Source organism: Streptomyces puniciscabiei (assembly GCF_006715785.1).
Classification (GTDB): Bacteria; Actinomycetota; Actinomycetes; order Streptomycetales; family Streptomycetaceae; genus Streptomyces; species Streptomyces puniciscabiei.
On the sequence record NZ_VFNX01000001.1, the window covers coordinates 5,479,156 to 5,496,571 of the forward strand.

The window sequence follows — 17,416 nt, forward strand, 5'->3', positions numbered from 1 at the left end:
TAACGGCATGACCATGATCGACTTCGGCTCCCAGACAAGAATGGTGGCGGGGCTGGTCGAAACGGTGACCGACGAACAGCTCACGGCCGCCACGCCGTGTCCGGACCTCGCGGTGCGGAATCTGCTCGGCCACATCCACCTGCTCTCCGTGGCCTTCCGCGACGCCGCCCGCAAGGACCTCGGGCCGACGACCGACACCAGCCCGGCCGCGGCCGTCCCGGACATCGGCCCCGGCTGGCGCGAGGAACTGCCCAAGGCCCTGGACGAACTCGCCGACGCCTGGCGTGATCCGGCGGCCTGGACCGGTATGACCCGCGCGGGCGGGGTGGACCTGCCGGGCGAGGTCGCCGGTGCCGTCGTCGCCGACGAACTGGTCATCCACGGCTGGGACCTGGCCCAGGCCGTCGGACGCCTCTACGCCCCCGACCCCGCCGCCCTGGACGCGGCCCACGGCTTCCTGCTCAGGGCGGCCGAGGACCCGAACCGCGGCGGCGGCCTCTTCGGGCCGGTCGTCCCGGTGGCGGAGGACGCGCCGCTGCTGGAGCGGGCGGTGGGGCTGAGTGGCCGGGACCCGATGTGGCGTCCATGACTGAGTAGGAGGGCAGCCACGAGCTGAGTACGTGCACCGGTGCGGCGGCCCCCGGGACACCGGTGCACTGATCGCATGACGACACAGCACATCGCACCGCTTCCGGCACCGGCCGACCGGGCCGAGCGGGACCCCCGGGCCTGGGTGGCGCCGGCGATCGCGACGGTCCTGCTGGGCGTGCTCGGTCCGGCCGCCGTCCTGTTCGCCGGGTTCTCCGTGATGGCGACGGACAGCTGCGGCCCCGACGACTGCTCGGCCGCGTTGACCACCTCCCTGTCCTGGATCTTCGGCCTGCTCCACTACGGCGGCCCGCTGTGTGCCGTCGCCCTGCTCACGGCCTGGCTGCTGCCCTGGAAGCGCCGCTGGTCCGTCATGCGTGCCTGGACGGCGGTCCTCGCCGTGCTGCCGCCCCTGGCGGTGCTGTTCCTGGTGTTCACGCTGCCCGCGCCGTGACGGGGGACGATCACCGAAAGCACTGGTTCCGCTTGTCCGGGTGGACCACGGCGGCACCACCGGGGGCCGTACTCTCCCCCCATGCCCCTCAGTGCTGTCCGGCGGGGGTGCCGAGGTGTGGGTGGACGCGGGACCGGGGACGCTCGCCGCGTTGCAGCGGCACACGGATCCCGCGCGGCTCACCGCGATCTGGATCTCCCATCTGCACGCCGACCTCCCCCAGTCTCGGCTTCGCTCGACCGGGCGGTGCCCCCACCGCCGATCTGCTGTCGGCCGCGTACGCCTTCGCCTTCGGCGGGATGACCCCGGCCGCGCCGATCCCGGTGTACGCCCCGCAGGACTGTGCCCGCCGGCTGGCCGGCTTCCTCGGGCGGGCGGACGTCGGCTTCCTCAAGGGCGTTTTCGACTTCCGGGCCCTGTACGAGGGCCATGACGTCCGGCACTGGAACCTCCGCCTCACCGCCCGCGCCGTCGCCCACGACACCGAGGCGTACGGGCTGCGCGCCGAACGCCAGGGCAGCGTGCTCGCCTACTCGGGGGACAGCGGGCCCTGTGCCGCGCTCGGTGAACTCGCCTTGCGCGCCGACCTGTTCCTGTGCGAGGCGGACATCACCGAACATCGCGACGGCGAACAGGTCCATCTGACGCCGGAGGACGCCGGACGTATCGCCCGCGAGGCCCGCGTACGCGAACTGGCCGTCACCCATGTGGGTCCCAGGCTCACCCGCGAGGAAGCCACCGCACGCGCCGCCGCCGTCTTCGGCCGGCCCACGCACACCGCCGTGGAGGGCGCCACCCGCACCGTCTGAGGGCCCCACCTTCTTTGTCAGAAGCATTGACGAAACACGGGCCCCCTCCTACCTTCAACGCGTCATACTTCGTACGTCATATATGAGACGCGATATATGAGATCCGAGAGGGCCGCATGACCTCTGTGCCCACCCCGATCCCGTCCCGCACGCAGTACGTGCTGGACGCGATCAAACACCGCATCCTGACCGGGCGGCTGACGCCCGGTCAGGCCCTGGTCGAGACGGAGCTGGCCGCGCAGTTCGGGGTGTCCAAGACCCCGGTGCGGGAAGCGCTGAAGACCCTTGCCGGGACCGGACTCGTCGTGATGAGCCAGTACAAGGGCGTCACGGTGCGCATGGTGGACGCGGACATGGCACGCGAGGTCTACGACGTGCGGCTGCTGCTGGAACCGGAGGCACTGAGAAGAGCCGTCGGGCGAGGCGCCTCCCTCGATGCCGCGCGCGACGCGCTGAACCGGGCCGACCACGCCACCGACAGCGCCGAACGGTCGCTCGCCAACCGCGAGTTCCACCGCGCCCTGTACCTGCCGTGCGGCAACCCGCTGCTCGGCCGGATGCTGGACGAGGTCCGCGACCAGGCCGCGCTGGTCTCCGCCGTCGCCTGGGCCGCCGACCCCTCCTGGGAGCGGGAGGCCGCCGAGCACCGGGAGATCCTCCGGCTCGCGCTCGACGGCGACGCCGACGGCGCGGCGAGCGCCCTGCACGCCCACATCGCCTCCTTCGTGCAGCGCGCCTTCCCCTCGGACACCGAGGAGACCGCGGCCGCCGGCCCCCACGCAGAGGAAGGCCATTCATGAGCAGCGTGACGTTCGAGACCGGGCGGGCGGCCCTGGCCGACGTGGTGGCCATCCCGGTGACCCCCTTCGCCGCGGACGGCTCCGTAGACCCCGCCACCCACCGGGCCCTGCTGCGTCGCCTGCTCGACGGCGGGATCCGCACCCTCACCCCGAACGGCAACACCGGCGAGTTCTACGCCCTCACCCCCGAAGAACGCCGCCTGGTCACCGAGTTGACCATCGAGGAGGCGGGTGACCGTGCCGCGATCCTCGTCGGCGTCGGCCACGACCTGCCCACCGCCATCGCCTCCGCCCGGCACGCCCGCGACCTCGGCGCCGGGATGGTCATGGTCCACCAGCCCGTCCACCCGTACGTCTCGGCGGCCGGCTGGGTCGACTACCACCGCGCCATCGCCGAGTCCGTGCCCGAGCTGGGCGTGGTGCCGTACATCCGCAACGCGCAGCTCACCGGCGCCCGGCTCGCCGAACTCGCCGACCACTGCCCGAACGTCATCGGCGTGAAGTACGCCGTCCCGGACGCCGCCCGCTTCGCCGCCTTCGCCCGCGACGCCGGCCTCGACCGCTTCGTCTGGGTCGCGGGCCTCGCCGAGCCCTACGCCCCCTCCTACTTCTCCGCGGGCGCCACCGGCTTCACCTCCGGGCTCGTGAACGTCGCCCCGGCCGTCTCGCTGAACATGATTGAAGCGCTTCGATCCGGGGACTACCCGGGCGCCATGAAGGTCTGGGAGCGGATCCGCCGCTTCGAGGAACTCCGCGCCGCCCACGGCTCCGCCAACAACGTCACCGTCGTCAAGGAAGCCCTCGCCGCCCTCGGCCTGTGCCGCCGGGACGTGCGCCCGCCGGGCAAGCCGCTGCCCGAGGACGAGCGTGCCGAGGTCGCCGCCATCGCCGCCGGATGGTCCATATGAACGCGCCCCGCAAGAAGCCCCAGGAGCTGAGAAGCCACCAGTGGTACGGCACCGACGGGCTGCGGTCCTTCAGCCACCGGGCCCGGACCCGGCAGCTCGGCTACCTCCCCGAGGAGCACCTCGGCAAGCCGGTCATCGCGATCCTCAACACCTGGTCCGACATCAACCCCTGCCACGTCCACCTGCGCGACCGCGCCCAGGCCGTGAAGCGGGGGGTGTGGCAGGCCGGCGGGTTTCCGCTGGAGTTCCCGGTCTCGACCCTGAGCGAGACCTTCCAGAAGCCGACGCCGATGCTCTACCGGAACCTGCTGGCGATGGAGACCGAGGAGCTGCTGCGGTCCTATCCGGTCGACGGGACCGTGCTGATGGGCGGGTGCGACAAGTCCACGCCCGCGCTGCTGATGGGCGCGGCCAGCGCCGACCTGCCCGCCGTGTTCGTGCCCGCCGGTCCCATGCTGCCGGGGCACTGGCGGGGCGAGGTGCTCGGGTCCGGTACGGACATGTGGAAGTACTGGGACGACAGGCGCGCCGGGCTCATCGGCGACTGTGAGATGACCGAGCTGGAGAGCGGCCTCGCGCGCTCCCCGGGGCACTGCATGACCATGGGCACGGCGTCCACGCTGACCGCCGCCGCCGAGGCCCTCGGTGTGACCGTGCCGGGCGCCTCGAGCATTCCCGCGGTCGACTCCGGGCACGACCGGATGGCCGCCAGGGCCGGGATGACGGCCGTGGAGCTGGTGCGCGGCGATCGCAGGCTGTCGCGGATCCTCACCCGTGACGCCTTCGAGGACGCGGTCACCACGGTCCTCGGCCTCGGCGGCTCCACCAACGCCGTGATCCACCTGATCGCCATGGCCGGCCGCGCCGGGGTGAAGCTCACCCTCGACGACTTCGACCGCATCGCGCGGACCGTGCCCGTCCTCGCCAACGTCCGCCCCGGCGGACAGAAGTACCTGATGGAGGACTTCCACTTCGCGGGCGGCCTGCCCGGCTTCCTGTCCCGGATCACCGACCTGCTCCACCTGGACCGGCCGACGGTGTCGTACGACACCCTGCGGGAGCAGCTGCAGGGCGCCCAGGTGCACGACGACGACGTCATCCGCCCGCGCGACAACCCGGTCGCGAGCGGGGGCGGGGTCGCCGTGCTGCGCGGCAACCTCTGCCCGGACGGCGCGGTCGTCAAGCACATTGCCGCCGAGCCGCACCTGCTCAAGCACACCGGCCCCGCCGTGGTCTTCGACGACTACAGGACCATGCAGCGCACCATCAACGACCCCGCGCTCGGCATCACCGCCGACAGCGTGCTGGTGCTGCGCAACGCCGGTCCCAAGGGCGGCCCGGGCATGCCCGAGTACGGCATGCTCCCCATCCCCGAGCACCTGCTCAAGCAGGGCGTGCGGGACATGGTCCGCATCTCCGACGCCCGGATGAGCGGCACGAGTTACGGCACCTGCGTGCTGCACGTGGCCCCGGAGTCGTACATCGGCGGCCCCCTGGCCCTCGTGCGCACCGGGGACCTCATCACCCTCGACGTCGAGGCCCGCAGCCTCCGTCTCCACGTGGACGACGCGGAGCTGGAGCGCCGGCGCACCGCCTGGACCCCGCCGCCCGCCCGGTTCGAGCGCGGCTACGGCGTCCTCTACAACAGCCAGGTCACGCAGGCCGACACCGGCTGCGACTTCGAGTTCCTGGCCCGGCCGGGCCACGTGCCGGACCCCTACGCCGGCTGACCCACGCATCGAGGGAGGTGAAGCGCTTCACCCATGTGTATGTAGCAAGCGCTTCCTGTGCCGACACGACGTTCCACCGAGTGGATCAGCTCCCGCTGCCCCACTCGGCCCGGAGGTCCTGGCACCGGACGGTGATCGAGGCGTCGGTGAGTGCGATCTCGTGCACACAGCCGCCGGCCTCGGCACCGTCCTCGGCCGGGAGGGACTCGTCATCCGGGAGGATCTCGTCGAGCAGCACGGTGTCCACGCGCAACCAGTCGATCGCCCGGTGGTGGTCGATGGAGAAGTGGCGCACGCCCGAGTAGGTGATGCGCAGCCCGGAGTCGTGCTTGAACCGGTTCGGCGCGAACTCCAGCACGAGCTGCCCGCTCTTGTCGGTCGCCGGACGGATGTGGGCCAGCTCCAGGTCCTTCACACAGCGGACGGCGCCGGGAATGTCGTAGTGCCCCGGGTCCGAGGCGAACTCCCAGGCCCCGGGCGGCAGAACACCGTACAGCCGGGGCAGTTCGGCCAGGTAGGCACGGGGGTCGACGTAGAACCCGTGGCCGTGCCAGTGCGTCTTGACGAACCTCATGGCCACGATCCTCCCTTTCTCGCCCGCCCGTCACGGCAACCAGCCCGGGTCCTCCTCCCGGTGGCCCTCCTGCTGCTCAGTGATCACGGAGAAAAGTGTATCGATCGGATAACAGGCCTCGCAGTGCCCGGTGTTATGCGCGTAGACAGTCCCCGACCTGGTACATCACTCTCATCCACCAGATCCGGAGAATCCATGCGGAAGTCCCACAGAGTCGTCGCCGCCGGTGCCGCCTGTGCTCTCGCCGGCGTCGCGCTGTACGGCGCGGGCGCGGCCACCGCCGGTCAGTCGACGGCGAACTCCACCCACGAGCCCTACAACATAGGGCAGTTGGTGAAGGACATCGACACCTACTACGGCACCCACGCCGACGGCAACGGCGTCTACCAGGCGTCCCCGGACAGCCCCTACGCCCAGGACCTGGCCGACATCGACGCCGCCGCCGAGCGCTACATCGACAAGGCGGCCCGCAAGGCGCACCGCCACGGCGAGAAGCCGGCCGTGGTCTTCGACATCGACGACACGCTGCTGCTCAGCCTCGACTACGAGAAGCGCTACAACTACACGTTCAACCCCACCACGTGGAACGACTACGTGAACAAGGCCGACCGCCCGGCCGTCTTCGGCAGCCCCGAGCTGGTCCAGTACGCCGAGTCCAAGGGCGTCGAGGTCTTCTACAACTCCGGTCTGAGCGAGGCCCAGCGTGCCGCCGCCGTCGAGAACCTGAAGAAGGTCGGCGCCGATGTGAACCTCGACGCCGACCACATGTTCCTCAAGGACAAGGCCAACCCGCCGGCCTACCTGAGCGACTGCGCCACCCCGGGCACCTGGACCTGCACGACCGTGCAGTACAAGTCCGGGACCCGCAAGCACATCGAGGACGACCTGGGTTACGAGATCATCGCCAACTTCGGCGACCAGTACTCGGACCTGGACGGCGGTTACGCCGACCGCACGTACAAGCTGCCGAACCCGACCTACTTCGTCAGCTGAGCCCGTCCCCGCAGGTGGCGAGCAGCCGCTCGCACCCGGCCCCCGTCACCGGCAGCACCGTGCCGTGGCGGGGGCCGGCAACCGCGACTCAGGAGGTACCGCCCGAGCCCCCGTGCGCGGCGAAGTCACCGGTCACCGTGTAAGCACGCCCCCCGGCGGTAGCGCTGATCCGGTAGCTGTCGTCCTTCGCGTCGCGCCCGCCCCGCGCATGGTCGTACTGCCCCGCGAACACCCACTGCCCCGCGGGCACCGTACGGCCCTCCTTGAGCCGCCATGTGTAGACGACGAACCCGGCCCGCTCCTCGACCGTATGGGTGAAGTCACCCTCCGGCAGCGAACGCCACGCGCCCGTCGAGGACACCCCTCCGGTCTGCGCGACCTTCAACACCACCGTGAGCGAGGAGAGTTGCTTCGACGTCTTCAGGGTCAGATCGCTCTGCGCCCAGAATTCGTTGCTGTGCGGGTCCACCGAGCCGTCCGACCACAGGGGGCCGTCCTGGTCGCCGTGTGCCACGGGCGGCCGCTGGGGGGCTGTCGGTGTCCGGGACGGAGTGGTACCCGGGGTGCGGGACGGGCGCGAGGTGCCGGGGCCGGGCACCGGATGGGCGGAATGCTCCCGTGGACGCCCGGTCCCCGGCGGCGAGGAGCCGGGCGCAGGGGAGACCGCGACGTCCTGCCGGGCCGGCTGGTCGCCGCGGACCGCGGAGGCCACCGCGTAGCCGCCGACCGCCAGCACCCCGGCGACCGCCGCCGTGGCGCCGGCCACCCGGAGCCAGCCGAACACCGGCGGAGGTGTGGCCCGGCGCTCCGAGGGACGGGACGGCACGGCCATGCCGCGCTCCATCCGGGCCAGGATGCGCGCGCGGTCGGGTTCGTGGGCCTCGGCCGCCTCGTGCAGCCGGGCGCGCAGCTCGTCGTGCACGTCCTGCCGCCTCATCGGTTCCTTCCTCCGCTCCCGCCGCCCCGGGCCGCCATCGCCGCGTGCACCCGCCGCGGATCGCCCTGGGGTCCCAGCAGGCGCGCCAGTTCGGCCATGCCCTTGGAGGTCTGGCTCTTCACGGTACCGACCGAGACCCCGAGCGCGAGCGCGGTGTCCTTCTCCGAGAGGTCGAACGCGTGCCGGAGCACCACACACGCCCGTTTGCGGAACGGCAGTCTGCGCAGCGCCTCCTGCACGTCCACCACCCCGGGCACGTCCGGGTTCTCGGTCCGCTCCTCGCGGTGCGACCGGAACAGCGCGATCCTGCGGCGTTCGCGCACCGCGCTGCGGATCCGGGTGCGGGCCAGGTTGGCGACCACGCCCCGCGCGTACGCCACCGGGTGGTCGGCCGCGCGCACCCGGTCCCAGCGGTGCCACAGCGCCAGCAGCGCGTCCGCCGCCAGGTCGTCGGCGGCGTCCGCCTCACCGGTCAACAGGGCGGCCAGACGGGAGAGCTCGGCGTAGTGCCGTTCGAAGAAGGCATGGAACTCCACGGAGGCGGCGTCGTCTACGACTGTGCCCACGGGTGCCCCCTTCTCGGTGCGGCTCGGCGAGTGAACTGTACGGGTGGCCGGACAACGTATGGTCCACCGAACCAGATTCCGTAACACGGGGAAAACCTGAAACAGGTTGAACAGGGGAACAATCCAGCCAGCATCCGCAAGCCGATCATCAGATTGACGAGGAGTGGGACCATGTCAGTGGACCGGTACTTCAGGATCTCCGAGCGGGGATCCACGTTCGGCCGGGAGATACGCGGCGGCTTCGCCACGTTCTTCACCATGGCCTACATCCTGGTCCTGAATCCGATCATCCTGGGCAGCGCCAAGGACAAGTTCGGACACACGCTGGACACCGGCCAACTCGTCACCGCCACCGCGCTGGTGGCGTGCGTGATGACGATCGTGATGGGCGTCGGCGGCAACCTCCCGCTCGCCATCGCCGCCGGCCTCGGCCTCAACGCGGTCGTCGCCTTCCAGCTGGCGCCCCTGATGAGCTGGCCCGACGCGATGGGCCTGGTGGTCCTGGAGGGCCTGGTCATCTGCCTGCTGGTCCTCACCGGCCTGCGGAAGGCCATCATGAACGCCATCCCGCAGCAGCTGAAGCAGGCCATCGGCGTCGGTATCGGCCTGTTCATCGCCTTCATCGGCTTCGTGGACGCCGGGTTCGTCAGCCGCATCCCCGATGCCGCGCACACCACCGTGCCGGTGCAGCTCGGCGCCGTCGGGCGCCTCACCGGCTGGCCCGTGCTCGTCTTCTGTCTCGGCGTGCTGCTGACCGTCGCGCTGCTCGCGCGGAAGGTGAAGGGCGCGATCCTCATCAGCATCGTGACGATGACCGTCGTCGCGATCGTCATCAACGCCGTCGCCGACATCAAGAGCTGGGGCCTGACCACGCCCAAGGTCCCCGACAAGCTCGTGGCCGCACCGGACTTCGGGCTCATCGGTCACTTCAGCCTGTTCGGCGGTTTCGCCAAGGCCGGCGTCCTCACCGCCGTCCTGCTGGTCTTCACCCTCATCCTGTCCGACTTCTTCGACGCCATGGGCACGATCGTCGGCATCAGCGCCGAGGCCGGACTGCTGGACGACAGGGGGCAGGTGCCCGGCATCGGACGGGTGCTGTTCATCGACGGCGCCGCGGCCGTCGCCGGCGGTCTCGGCTCGGCCTCCTCCAACACCGCCTACATCGAGTCCGCGGCCGGCGTCGGCGAGGGCGCCCGCACCGGCCTCGCCAACCTCGTCACCGGCGGCCTGTTCGGCCTCGCCCTCTTCCTCACCCCGCTGCTCACCATCGTCCCGCTCCAGGCCGCGGCCCCCGCGCTGATCGCGGTGGGCTTCCTGATGATGACCCACGTCAAGCACATCGACTGGGACCGGTACGAGATCGCCATCCCCGCGTTCCTGACCATCGCGGCGATGCCCTTCACCTACTCCATCACCGACGGGATCGGGGCCGGTTTCCTGTCCTACGTCGTCATCAAGTCGGTGCTGGGCAAGGCGCGGGAGGTCAACTGGCTGCTGTGGGGGGTCTCGGCGCTGTTCCTGGTGTACTTCGCGATCGACCCCGTCGAGCAGATCCTCGGGGTGAAGTAAGGCACGCGCCTTACGGGCGCCCTACTTCAGCGCCGCCTGCATCATCGCCTTGGCCACCGGCGCCGCCAGACCGTTGCCGCTGACCTCCGACCGAGCCGCGTCCGACTGCTCGATCATCACAGCGACAGCCACCTCCTTGCCGTTGGTGTCGGACTTGGCGAAGGACGTGAACCAGGCGTACGGCGTCTTGCTGTTGTTCTCGCCGTGCTGGGCGGTGCCGGTCTTGCCGCCGACGGTGGCGCCGTCGATCAGGGCGTTCGTGCCGGTGCCGTCCTTGACCACCGTCTCCATCGCCGACTGCAGCTGGCCGGCGGTGGAGGAACTGACGATCTCCTTGCTGTCCGCGCTGTCGTCGTAGTTCTGCAACACATCACCGCCGCTGTCGGTGATCTGCGACACCATGTGCGGCGAGACCAGCTTGCCGCCGTTGGCAATGGCCGCGGACACCATGGCCATCTGCAGCGGGGTCGCGGTGACGTCGAACTGGCCGATGCCGGAATACGCGGTCTGCGGCTGGTCCATGCCGGAGGGGTACACGCTGGCGTAGGCCCGCACCGGCACGTCCTGCGCGTCGTCGTTGAAACCGAACTTCTCGGCCATGGCCCTCACCTTGTCCTGGCCGAGCTGGACGGCCATGTGCCCGAAGACGTTGTTGCAGGAGTACTGCAGGGCCTTGCGGATCGAGGCGTTCTTGCACGGCGCCGACTTGTTCTCGTTCACCAGCACGTGCGTCGTGCCCGGCGGGGTGTAGGGGTCCGGGCTGTCGGTCGGGTCGTCCACGTTCTTGTACAGCCCGTCCTCCAGCGCGGCCGCCGCCACGACCAGCTTGAAGGTCGAGCCCGGCGGCAGCGGCTGGCGCAGCGCGCGGTTGGTGAGCGGCTTGTCCTTGTCGGCATTGAGCTGCTTCCAGGCGGACCCGGCCGTATTGGCATCGGTCAGCGCGGAGGGGTCGTACGACGGTGTGGAAACCACGGCGAGGATCTTGCCGGTCTTCGGGTCGATCGCGACGGCCCCGCCCTTCTTGCCGCCGAGCGCGCGGTAGGCCGCCTTCTGCACGTCCGGGTCGATGGTGGTGAGCACGTTGCCCGGGTCGGCGCGCTTGCCGGTGAGCGTGTCCAGCACGGTCTTCAGCCGGTTGTCCGTGCCGTTGAGCACGTCCTTGTAGATGCCCTCGAGCTGGGTGGGGGCGTAGGCCTGCGAGGCGTAGCCCGTCAGCGCGGCGTAGAGCCTGCCGTCCGTGTACGTCCGCTTGTACGCGAGGTCGCTCCCCTTCGTCCGGGTGGAGCCGGTGATCGCGTTCCCGGCCACGATGATGTTCCCCAGCGGCCGCGAGTACGTCTGGATCGCGTTGCGCCGGTTGCTGTTGTCGTCCGCGAGGGCCTTGCCGTCGTAGAACTGCACCCACGTCGCCCTGACCAGCAGAGCGAGCACGAGCAGCAGCGTGAAGACGGACACCCGCCTGATCGTCTTGTTCATCCCGCTCCGAAGACGAGCGGGACGGGGCCGATCGTTCCCGTACGCCCCGTTTTCTCATCGTGCGCTCAGCAAACGCCTCACCGCGCGCTCAGGAAACCGGCCTCGTAGGCGGCGATCACCGCCTGGGTGCGGTCCCGGGTGCCCGTCTTGGCCAGCACCGCCGCGACGTGCGACTTCACGGTGGCGGGACCCACGTCCAGCCGCCGGGCGATCTCGGCGTTGGTCAGTCCCTCGGCCATGTGCCGCAGCACATCGCGCTCGCGTCCGGTGAGTTTGCTCACCCACGGCGCGGACGGGGCGGCCCCGCGCCCGTGTTCGGCCGCGAGGGCGCGGACGGCCGACGGGAACAGCAGGCTGTCGGTGCGCGCGACCAGCCGTACCGTCTGTACGAGGGTGTCGGCGTCCGCCCGCTTGAGCAGGAACCCGGAGGCTCCGGCGCGCAGCGCGTCGTACACGTAGGAGTCGTTCTCGAAGGTGGTCACGACCACGATCCGGGGCGGCTCGTCAAGGCCGGCGAGGATCTGCTCGGTGGCCCGGATGCCGTCGATCTCCGGCATGCGGACGTCCATGAGGACGACATCGGGCCGCAGCTCCCGCACGACGGACACGGCCTCGGCACCGGTCGCCGCCTCACCGACCACCTCCACGTCGGGCTCGACGGAGAGGATGGCACGCAGGGCGGTGCGGACCATGCGTTCGTCCTCGGCGAGGACGGTCCGGATCGCGGGCTGGGGCATACGAGTCCTTTCGGCGGTCACGCTGCGGTGTCAGGCAGCCTTCAACGGAAGTCGTACGCACAGGCGCCAGGTGTCTCCCGCCGGCCCCGCCTGTGCCGTGCCGCCGAGCAGCCGCACCCGGTCGGCGATGCCCCGCAGACCGTGGCCGCCGCCGGGCCGGGGAGCCGGGGCCGCGCCCAGGGGGTTCTCGACGGTGAGCTCCAGATGCCCGGCGGCGGAGGCGATGCGGACGGTGACGGGCGTACCGGCATGCTTCAGGGCGTTGCTCAGCCCCTCCTGCACGATCCGGTACGCCTCCCGGGAGACCAGCGGCGGCAGCGCGGCGGGGTCGGCGGCGACGGTGGCCGTCACGGGCTGCCCGGCGGCCCGGGTCCGGCGCAGCAGACCCTCCAGGTCGCTCTCCAGGGTCGGCGCGGGCGCGGTGCCGGGCGCGTCCCCGTCCCGCAACACGCCCAGCACGGAGTCGAGTTCGCCGACCGTGCGCCGGGTGGTCTCCTCGATGGCGGCGAGCGCCTCGCGCACGAACTCCGGGTCGGTGTCGAGGAGCCGGCGGGCCGCGCCCGCCTGGAGGGTGACGGCGCTCAGCGCGTGGCCGACGGAGTCGTGCAGCTCGCGGGCGAGCCGGTTGCGCACGGCGAGGTCGGCGGCGCGGGCCTCGGCGGCGGCCAGCCGGTCCTCGCGGGTGGGTCCGAGCAGCGCGGGCGCCCAGCGGGCCAGCAGCGCCCCGCAGCCGGCGGCGCACGCGGCGAGCGCGAACAGCATGGCCAGGCCCGCGAGCGGGGACAGCGCGGCCGCCCAGCCGTGGTCGAGGGCATGGGGCAGGGCGAGCGGGGAGCGGCGCAGTCCCGCGAACAGGGGCAGCACGATCAGCACCACCGCGAACGGCGGCACGGCCAGCGACATTCCGGCGATGATCCCGCCGAGGCCGAGGTGCAGCGTGAACCAGGCCGCCGTACGGGCCCGTTCGGCCCGCGTCCGGGCCGGGCCGTGGGCGAGCAGGTCCGCGTCGATCCCGCACAGGGCCCGTACCGCCGCCGACTCCAGCGGCCGGGTCAGCGGGAACAGCGCGGTGACGGCGGCGATCGGCAACCCGACCGCGAACGAACCCAGTTGGAGCGGCAGCGACTGGAAGACGTCGTCCACACCGGTGAGCGGCCCGACGATCACCGAGCCGACGAGGACGTACGGCATGGCGAGCGCGCCGCCGAGGATCAGATGGATCCACCGGCGCCGCGCCCGCCCGCCCAGCAGCGTCCCCAACGCCCTTGTCACTGGGCCACCTTGGCGGGCCGGTCCATGAGGAAGCGGGCGATGACGCTCGCCACGAGGATGCCGGTGATCACCTGCCCAGCGTAGGCGAGGCCGGTCAGCGGTGCCGGCACGTCGCCCGTCACCAGCACCGCCAGCGACATCCAGCCGCCCCAGCAGGCCACCGCCCCGGAGCCGGTCCAGGCCAGGGCGAGCGGCACGGCGACCGGCAGCCCGGCGCCCCGGCGGAAGGCGAGCTGCCAGGCACCGGTGACGGCCCCGGCGAGAAAGAGGACGTAGACGAACTCCATGGACCGGTCCCCGCCGCCGTCGGGCCCGATCGCCCCAGAGCCCCTCAGCAGCCGCACAGCGCACGGGACCAGCGCGACCAGCGCCGCCGCCACGGCCGTCCGCCGGCGTGCCCTCCCCGCGCTCCCGGTGCCCGGCAGCTCCCGCACCCGCCCCCGCCACAGATGCCCCCAGCGCTCGCGGGCGTACCCGGTGAACAACGCGCCGAGCGCCAGCCCCTGCACGATGAACCCGCCGTACACCATCCCGAAGACCCAGTCGGCCAGGAAGGGCCTGTCACCCGCGCCGCCGCCCCCGCCCTGGCCGGTGTGCAGGAGGAGTTGCAACGGGAAGCCCACCATGATCGGCGCGAGGAGTCCCGCGGCGAGCCACATCGGCACCGCGAGCAGCCAGGCGGGCGCCCGGCGCCCCCACGGGCGGGTCAGCAGCAGCGCCAGCACCACGACGGCCGCGTCCATCAGCACGGTGAGGCCGTTGGCGAGCGCCATGGTCAGCCGGTGCTCCAGGAGCGGGCTGCCGTCCGGGATGCCGAGGTGGCTGCCGGCGATCCAGGCGAGCTTGAGGGACAGATAGGGCAGGCAGGCGGCGACGGCGACGAGCCGGAGCGAGCGCCGGACGGCGCCGACACCGGCGGGAGCAGGGGCGGTTGAGTTCGTCATGGCCCAACGCTCCCGTGTGGGCGAGGGTGTTCACCTCCTGCGGCCCGACGATCCGTCTCCGCCGCACGGGGGAGGAACTCAGGCGTCCAGGACGAGCACGACCTCCTCGATCTGCCGGCCCCGCCCGCTCGCGTACCCCCGGGCCCTGGCCGTCTCGCGGAACCCGCACTTGTGCAGCACCCGCAGCGACGCGGCGTTGTCGGCCGCCGCCCGCGCGTACAGCGGCCGTTCGGGTACCTCGGCCAGCAGGGCCCGCAGCGCCGCCGTGGCGACGCCCCGGCCCCAGTAGGCGCGGTCGATCCAGTAGGTCACCTCGCGCTCGCCGGCCGCCCCGTAGACCGCCGCGCTGCCCACCACGTGGCCGTCGGCCAGGACCGTGCGCTGTATGTCGGAGGAGTTGCGCAGCCGCTCCCAGTGGGCCGCGAAGGACTCCCGGTCGTAGGGCTTCTCCGGGCCGAACGCGGCCATCCGGACGGCTTCCGGGTCGGTCATCTGCCGGAAGAACACCGGCAGGTCACCGTCCTCGACGACACGCAGCGCGATCTCCATGGGGATCGACCCTACGACGGCCGGGCGCCGGGCGCACGACCGCCCGCGCTCAGAGCCTGCGCGTCGCGAGCGTCAGCCGGTCGCGGGCGTCGAACAGCGCGTCCTTGATCATCTGCTCGTGGGCGGGGGTCAGCCGGGCCACCGGCACCGAGCAGCTGATCGCGTCCCGGGCGGGGGTGCGGTAGGGGATCGCCACGCCGAAGCAGCGCAGGCCGAGGGTGTTCTCCTCGCGGTCGACCGCGAAGCCCTGCTCCCGCACCTGGTGCAGCTCCTCGATGAGCTTCTCCCGGTCGGTGAGGGTGTTCTCGGTGAGCGCGGGCAGCGTCTCCGGCAGCAGCTTGCGCACCTGTTCGTCGGTGTAGGTGGCGAGGATCGCCTTGCCGAGGGAGGTGGAGTGGGCCGGGAGCCGGCGCCCGACCCGGGTGAAGGGGCGCAGGTAGTGCTGGGACTGCCGGGTGGCGAGGTAGACGACGTTGGTGCCGTCGAGCCGGGCCAGGTGGATGGTCTCCGTGGTGTCGTCGGAGAGGCGGTCGAGCGTCGGCCGGGCGGCGGCCACCACCTCGTCGCCGTCGATGTACGAGGTGCCGACCAGCAGCGCCCGCACCCCGATGCCGTACCGGGTGCCCGTCGCGTCGGTCTCCACCCAGCCCAGCTCCACGAGCGTGCGCAGCAGCATGTACAGGCTGGACTTGGGGTATCCGACGGCCTCCTGCACGGCCGCGAGGGAGTGCATGCCGGGCTTGCCGGCGAAGTACTCGAGCAATTCAACGGTCCGTACCGCGGACTTGACCTGCGCCCCGCCTGTCTCGCCAGCCGACATCGCCCTTGACCCCTTCAATCGCCGGGAAATAGTCTCCGAGCAGCATATTCATCATCAGAGACAGCGTTCAGTATATCGAACGCGGCTGATCGGTGACCCTACTTCGTGCGGCCTTACTGGAGGGACCCGCGGTGGCAGCAGCACCAGTCTGGAGTGTCGACCCGCGTACCGGGAAGCAGCGTGAGCAGGTTGCGGTGGAGGCTACCGCCCAGGAGGTGGACGCGGCGGTCCGGGCGGCCCACGCCGCACGCGGCGCCCTCGCCGACCGTGCGGTGCGCTCCGCCTTCCTGCGCTCGGCCGCCGCGGGCCTGGACGCGGCCAGGGACGGCCTGGTCGAGACCGCCGACGCCGAGACCGCCCTCGGCCCGGTCCGGCTGACCGGTGAACTCGCCCGCACCAGCTACCAGCTGCGGGCCTTCGCCGGCATCGTCGACGAGGGCGCCTTCCTCGACGTCGTCATCAACCACCCCGACGACACCGCGACCCCGCCCATCCCGGACCTGCGCCGCTACAAGGTGCCGCTCGGCGTCGTCGCCGTCTACTCCGCCTCCAACTTCCCCTTCGCCTTCTCCGTCGCCGGCGGCGACACCGCGAGCGCGCTCGCCGCGGGCTGCCCGGTCGTCGTCAAGGCCCACCCCGACCACCCGGCCCTGTCCGAGCTGGTCGCCAAGGTGCTGCGCCGGGCCGCCGCCGAGCACGGCATCCCGGAGGGCGTCGTCGGCCTCGTGCACGGCTTCGAGGCGGGCGTCGAGCTGATCAAGCACCCGCTGGTCTCCGCCGCGGGCTTCACCGGTTCCGTACGGGGCGGACGCGCCCTCTTCGACGCGGCCGCCGCCCGGCCCGTGCCGATCCCGTTCCACGGTGAGCTGGGCTCGCTGAACCCGGTCCTGGTGACCGAGGCCGCCGCCGTCGAGCGGGCCGAGGAGATCGGCACCGGGCTCGCCGGGTCGATGACGCTGGGGGTCGGGCAGTTCTGCGTGAAGCCCGGTCTGGTGCTGGTGCCGTCCGGCGCGGCGGGCGACGGCCTGGTCAAGGCCCTGACGGCCGCGGTGAGCGACACCGGGGCGGGGGTGCTGCTCGACCACCGGATGCGGGACAACTTCATCGCCGGGGTGGCCGAGCGGGCGCAGCTCCCCGAGGTGGACTCCCCGGTCACCCCGGGGGCGGGCGGCGAGCACACGGTCAGCGCCGGGTTCCTCACGGTGCCGGCGAGCAGGCTGGCCGAGGAGGGGGACCACGACCGGCTCCTGGAGGAGTGCTTCGGACCGGTCACCGTGGTGGTCCGCTACGAGAACGAGAGTGAGGCGGCGGCGGTTCTCTCCCGTCTGCCGGGCAACCTGACGGCGACGGTGCAGCTGTCCGCCGAGGAGGCGGCCGGCCAGGGGCGCGGCGCGGAGATCCTCGCCGAGCTGACCCCGCTGGCCGGGCGCGTGGTGGTCAACGCGTGGCCGACGGGGGTCGCGGTGGCGCCGGCCCAGCACCACGGGGGGCCCTACCCGGCTACGACCTCCACGTCCACGTCCGTGGGCGGTACGGCCATCGAGCGGTGGCTGAGGCCGGTCGCCTACCAGAACGCGCCGTCGGCCCTGCTGCCGGCCGAGCTGAGGGACGACAACCCGCTGGGACTTCCCCGGAGGTTCAACGGGGTTCTGGAGCGATAGCCCGGACTCGAACCTTCCGCCGAGACACG

At 71.8% G+C, this 17,416-nt stretch carries 17 protein-coding genes and 1 pseudogene; 9 read left to right on the forward strand and 9 right to left on the reverse strand.

Annotation, left to right across the window (positions count from 1 at the left end; translation table 11 throughout):
- Positions 1-7: 7 nt before the first annotated feature.
- The 6 genes and pseudogenes from FB563_RS25330 (at position 8) to araD (ending at position 5,289) form a co-directional block, all read left to right on the forward strand.
- Positions 8-589 carry a TIGR03086 family metal-binding protein gene (locus FB563_RS25330; RefSeq protein WP_055703510.1) on the forward strand — a complete coding sequence of 194 codons (582 nt, stop codon included), beginning with the start codon at positions 8-10 and terminating at the stop codon, positions 587-589.
- A 75-nt stretch (positions 590-664) separates the two neighbouring features.
- A complete protein-coding gene (locus FB563_RS25335) occupies positions 665-1,042 on the forward strand; it encodes a hypothetical protein (protein ID WP_055703511.1) in 378 nt (125 codons plus the stop codon).
- Positions 1,043-1,082: 40 nt separating this feature from the next.
- Positions 1,083-1,851, forward strand: a pseudogene (locus tag FB563_RS25340) (MBL fold metallo-hydrolase).
- 116 nt (positions 1,852-1,967) lie between these two features.
- Positions 1,968-2,651: a GntR family transcriptional regulator gene (locus FB563_RS25345; RefSeq protein WP_055703512.1), complete on the forward strand. Its 684-nt coding sequence runs from the start codon at positions 1,968-1,970 to the stop codon at positions 2,649-2,651.
- Positions 2,648-3,559, forward strand: a complete 912-nt coding sequence (locus FB563_RS25350; RefSeq protein ID WP_055703513.1) for a dihydrodipicolinate synthase family protein — start codon at positions 2,648-2,650, stop codon at positions 3,557-3,559. Before FB563_RS25345 ends, FB563_RS25350 begins: the two co-directional genes overlap by 4 nt.
- Positions 3,556-5,289 (forward strand): L-arabinonate dehydratase, encoded by a 1,734-nt coding sequence (gene araD, locus FB563_RS25355; protein ID WP_107100477.1) that lies wholly within the window; start codon positions 3,556-3,558, stop codon positions 5,287-5,289. The genes FB563_RS25350 and araD overlap by 4 nt, the downstream gene beginning before the upstream one ends.
- 85 nt (positions 5,290-5,374) lie before the next feature.
- Here araD and FB563_RS25360 read toward each other — a convergent pair whose 3' ends face one another.
- On the reverse strand, positions 5,375-5,863 hold the full coding sequence (locus tag FB563_RS25360; protein WP_055703515.1) for a hypothetical protein: 489 nt from the start codon (positions 5,861-5,863) through the stop codon (positions 5,375-5,377).
- Positions 5,864-6,058: 195 nt separating this feature from the next.
- On the opposite strand from FB563_RS25360, the gene FB563_RS25365 reads away from it, so the two are divergent.
- Positions 6,059-6,856, forward strand: coding sequence for an HAD family acid phosphatase (locus tag FB563_RS25365; protein WP_055703516.1), 798 nt, complete (start codon positions 6,059-6,061; stop codon positions 6,854-6,856).
- An 88-nt stretch (positions 6,857-6,944) separates the two neighbouring features.
- Here the strand turns inward: FB563_RS25365 and FB563_RS25370 are convergent, their stop codons facing one another.
- Both FB563_RS25370 and FB563_RS25375 read right to left on the reverse strand, forming a co-directional pair.
- Positions 6,945-7,793, reverse strand: a complete 849-nt coding sequence (locus tag FB563_RS25370) for a hypothetical protein (protein ID WP_055703517.1) — start codon at positions 7,791-7,793, stop codon at positions 6,945-6,947.
- Positions 7,790-8,359 (reverse strand): SigE family RNA polymerase sigma factor, encoded by a 570-nt coding sequence (locus FB563_RS25375; RefSeq protein WP_055703518.1) that lies wholly within the window; start codon positions 8,357-8,359, stop codon positions 7,790-7,792. The genes FB563_RS25370 and FB563_RS25375 overlap by 4 nt, the downstream gene beginning before the upstream one ends.
- 171 nt (positions 8,360-8,530) lie before the next feature.
- Here FB563_RS25375 and FB563_RS25380 point away from each other — a divergent pair, with 171 nt between their 5' ends.
- Positions 8,531-9,928, forward strand: coding sequence for an NCS2 family permease (locus FB563_RS25380; protein ID WP_055703519.1), 1,398 nt, complete (start codon positions 8,531-8,533; stop codon positions 9,926-9,928).
- Positions 9,929-9,949: 21 nt separating this feature from the next.
- Here FB563_RS25380 and FB563_RS25385 read toward each other — a convergent pair whose 3' ends face one another.
- The 6 genes from FB563_RS25385 to FB563_RS25410 all read right to left on the reverse strand — a co-directional run bounded on the left by FB563_RS25385 (position 9,950) and on the right by FB563_RS25410 (position 15,726).
- Positions 9,950-11,404: a peptidoglycan D,D-transpeptidase FtsI family protein gene (locus tag FB563_RS25385; protein WP_055703520.1), complete on the reverse strand. Its 1,455-nt coding sequence runs from the start codon at positions 11,402-11,404 to the stop codon at positions 9,950-9,952.
- 77 nt (positions 11,405-11,481) lie between these two features.
- The gene (locus FB563_RS25390; RefSeq protein WP_055703521.1) at positions 11,482-12,141 is read right to left on the reverse strand and encodes a response regulator transcription factor; all 660 of its coding nucleotides are present in this window, start codon (positions 12,139-12,141) and stop codon (positions 11,482-11,484) included.
- 30 nt (positions 12,142-12,171) lie between these two features.
- Positions 12,172-13,413, reverse strand: a complete 1,242-nt coding sequence (locus FB563_RS25395) for a sensor histidine kinase (RefSeq protein WP_055703522.1) — start codon at positions 13,411-13,413, stop codon at positions 12,172-12,174.
- On the reverse strand, positions 13,410-14,357 hold the full coding sequence (locus FB563_RS25400; protein ID WP_142218918.1) for a hypothetical protein: 948 nt from the start codon (positions 14,355-14,357) through the stop codon (positions 13,410-13,412). The genes FB563_RS25395 and FB563_RS25400 overlap by 4 nt, the downstream gene beginning before the upstream one ends.
- Before the next feature lie 78 nt (positions 14,358-14,435).
- Positions 14,436-14,906, reverse strand: a complete 471-nt coding sequence (locus FB563_RS25405; RefSeq protein ID WP_055707928.1) for a GNAT family N-acetyltransferase — start codon at positions 14,904-14,906, stop codon at positions 14,436-14,438.
- Between the two features lie 49 nt (positions 14,907-14,955).
- Positions 14,956-15,726 (reverse strand): IclR family transcriptional regulator, encoded by a 771-nt coding sequence (locus FB563_RS25410; protein WP_055707927.1) that lies wholly within the window; start codon positions 15,724-15,726, stop codon positions 14,956-14,958.
- Positions 15,727-15,857: 131 nt separating this feature from the next.
- Between FB563_RS25410 and FB563_RS25415 the strand changes: the two genes are divergently transcribed.
- A complete protein-coding gene (locus FB563_RS25415) occupies positions 15,858-17,387 on the forward strand; it encodes an aldehyde dehydrogenase (NADP(+)) (RefSeq protein WP_079048923.1) in 1,530 nt (509 codons plus the stop codon).
- The last annotated feature ends 29 nt before the right edge of the window (positions 17,388-17,416 follow it).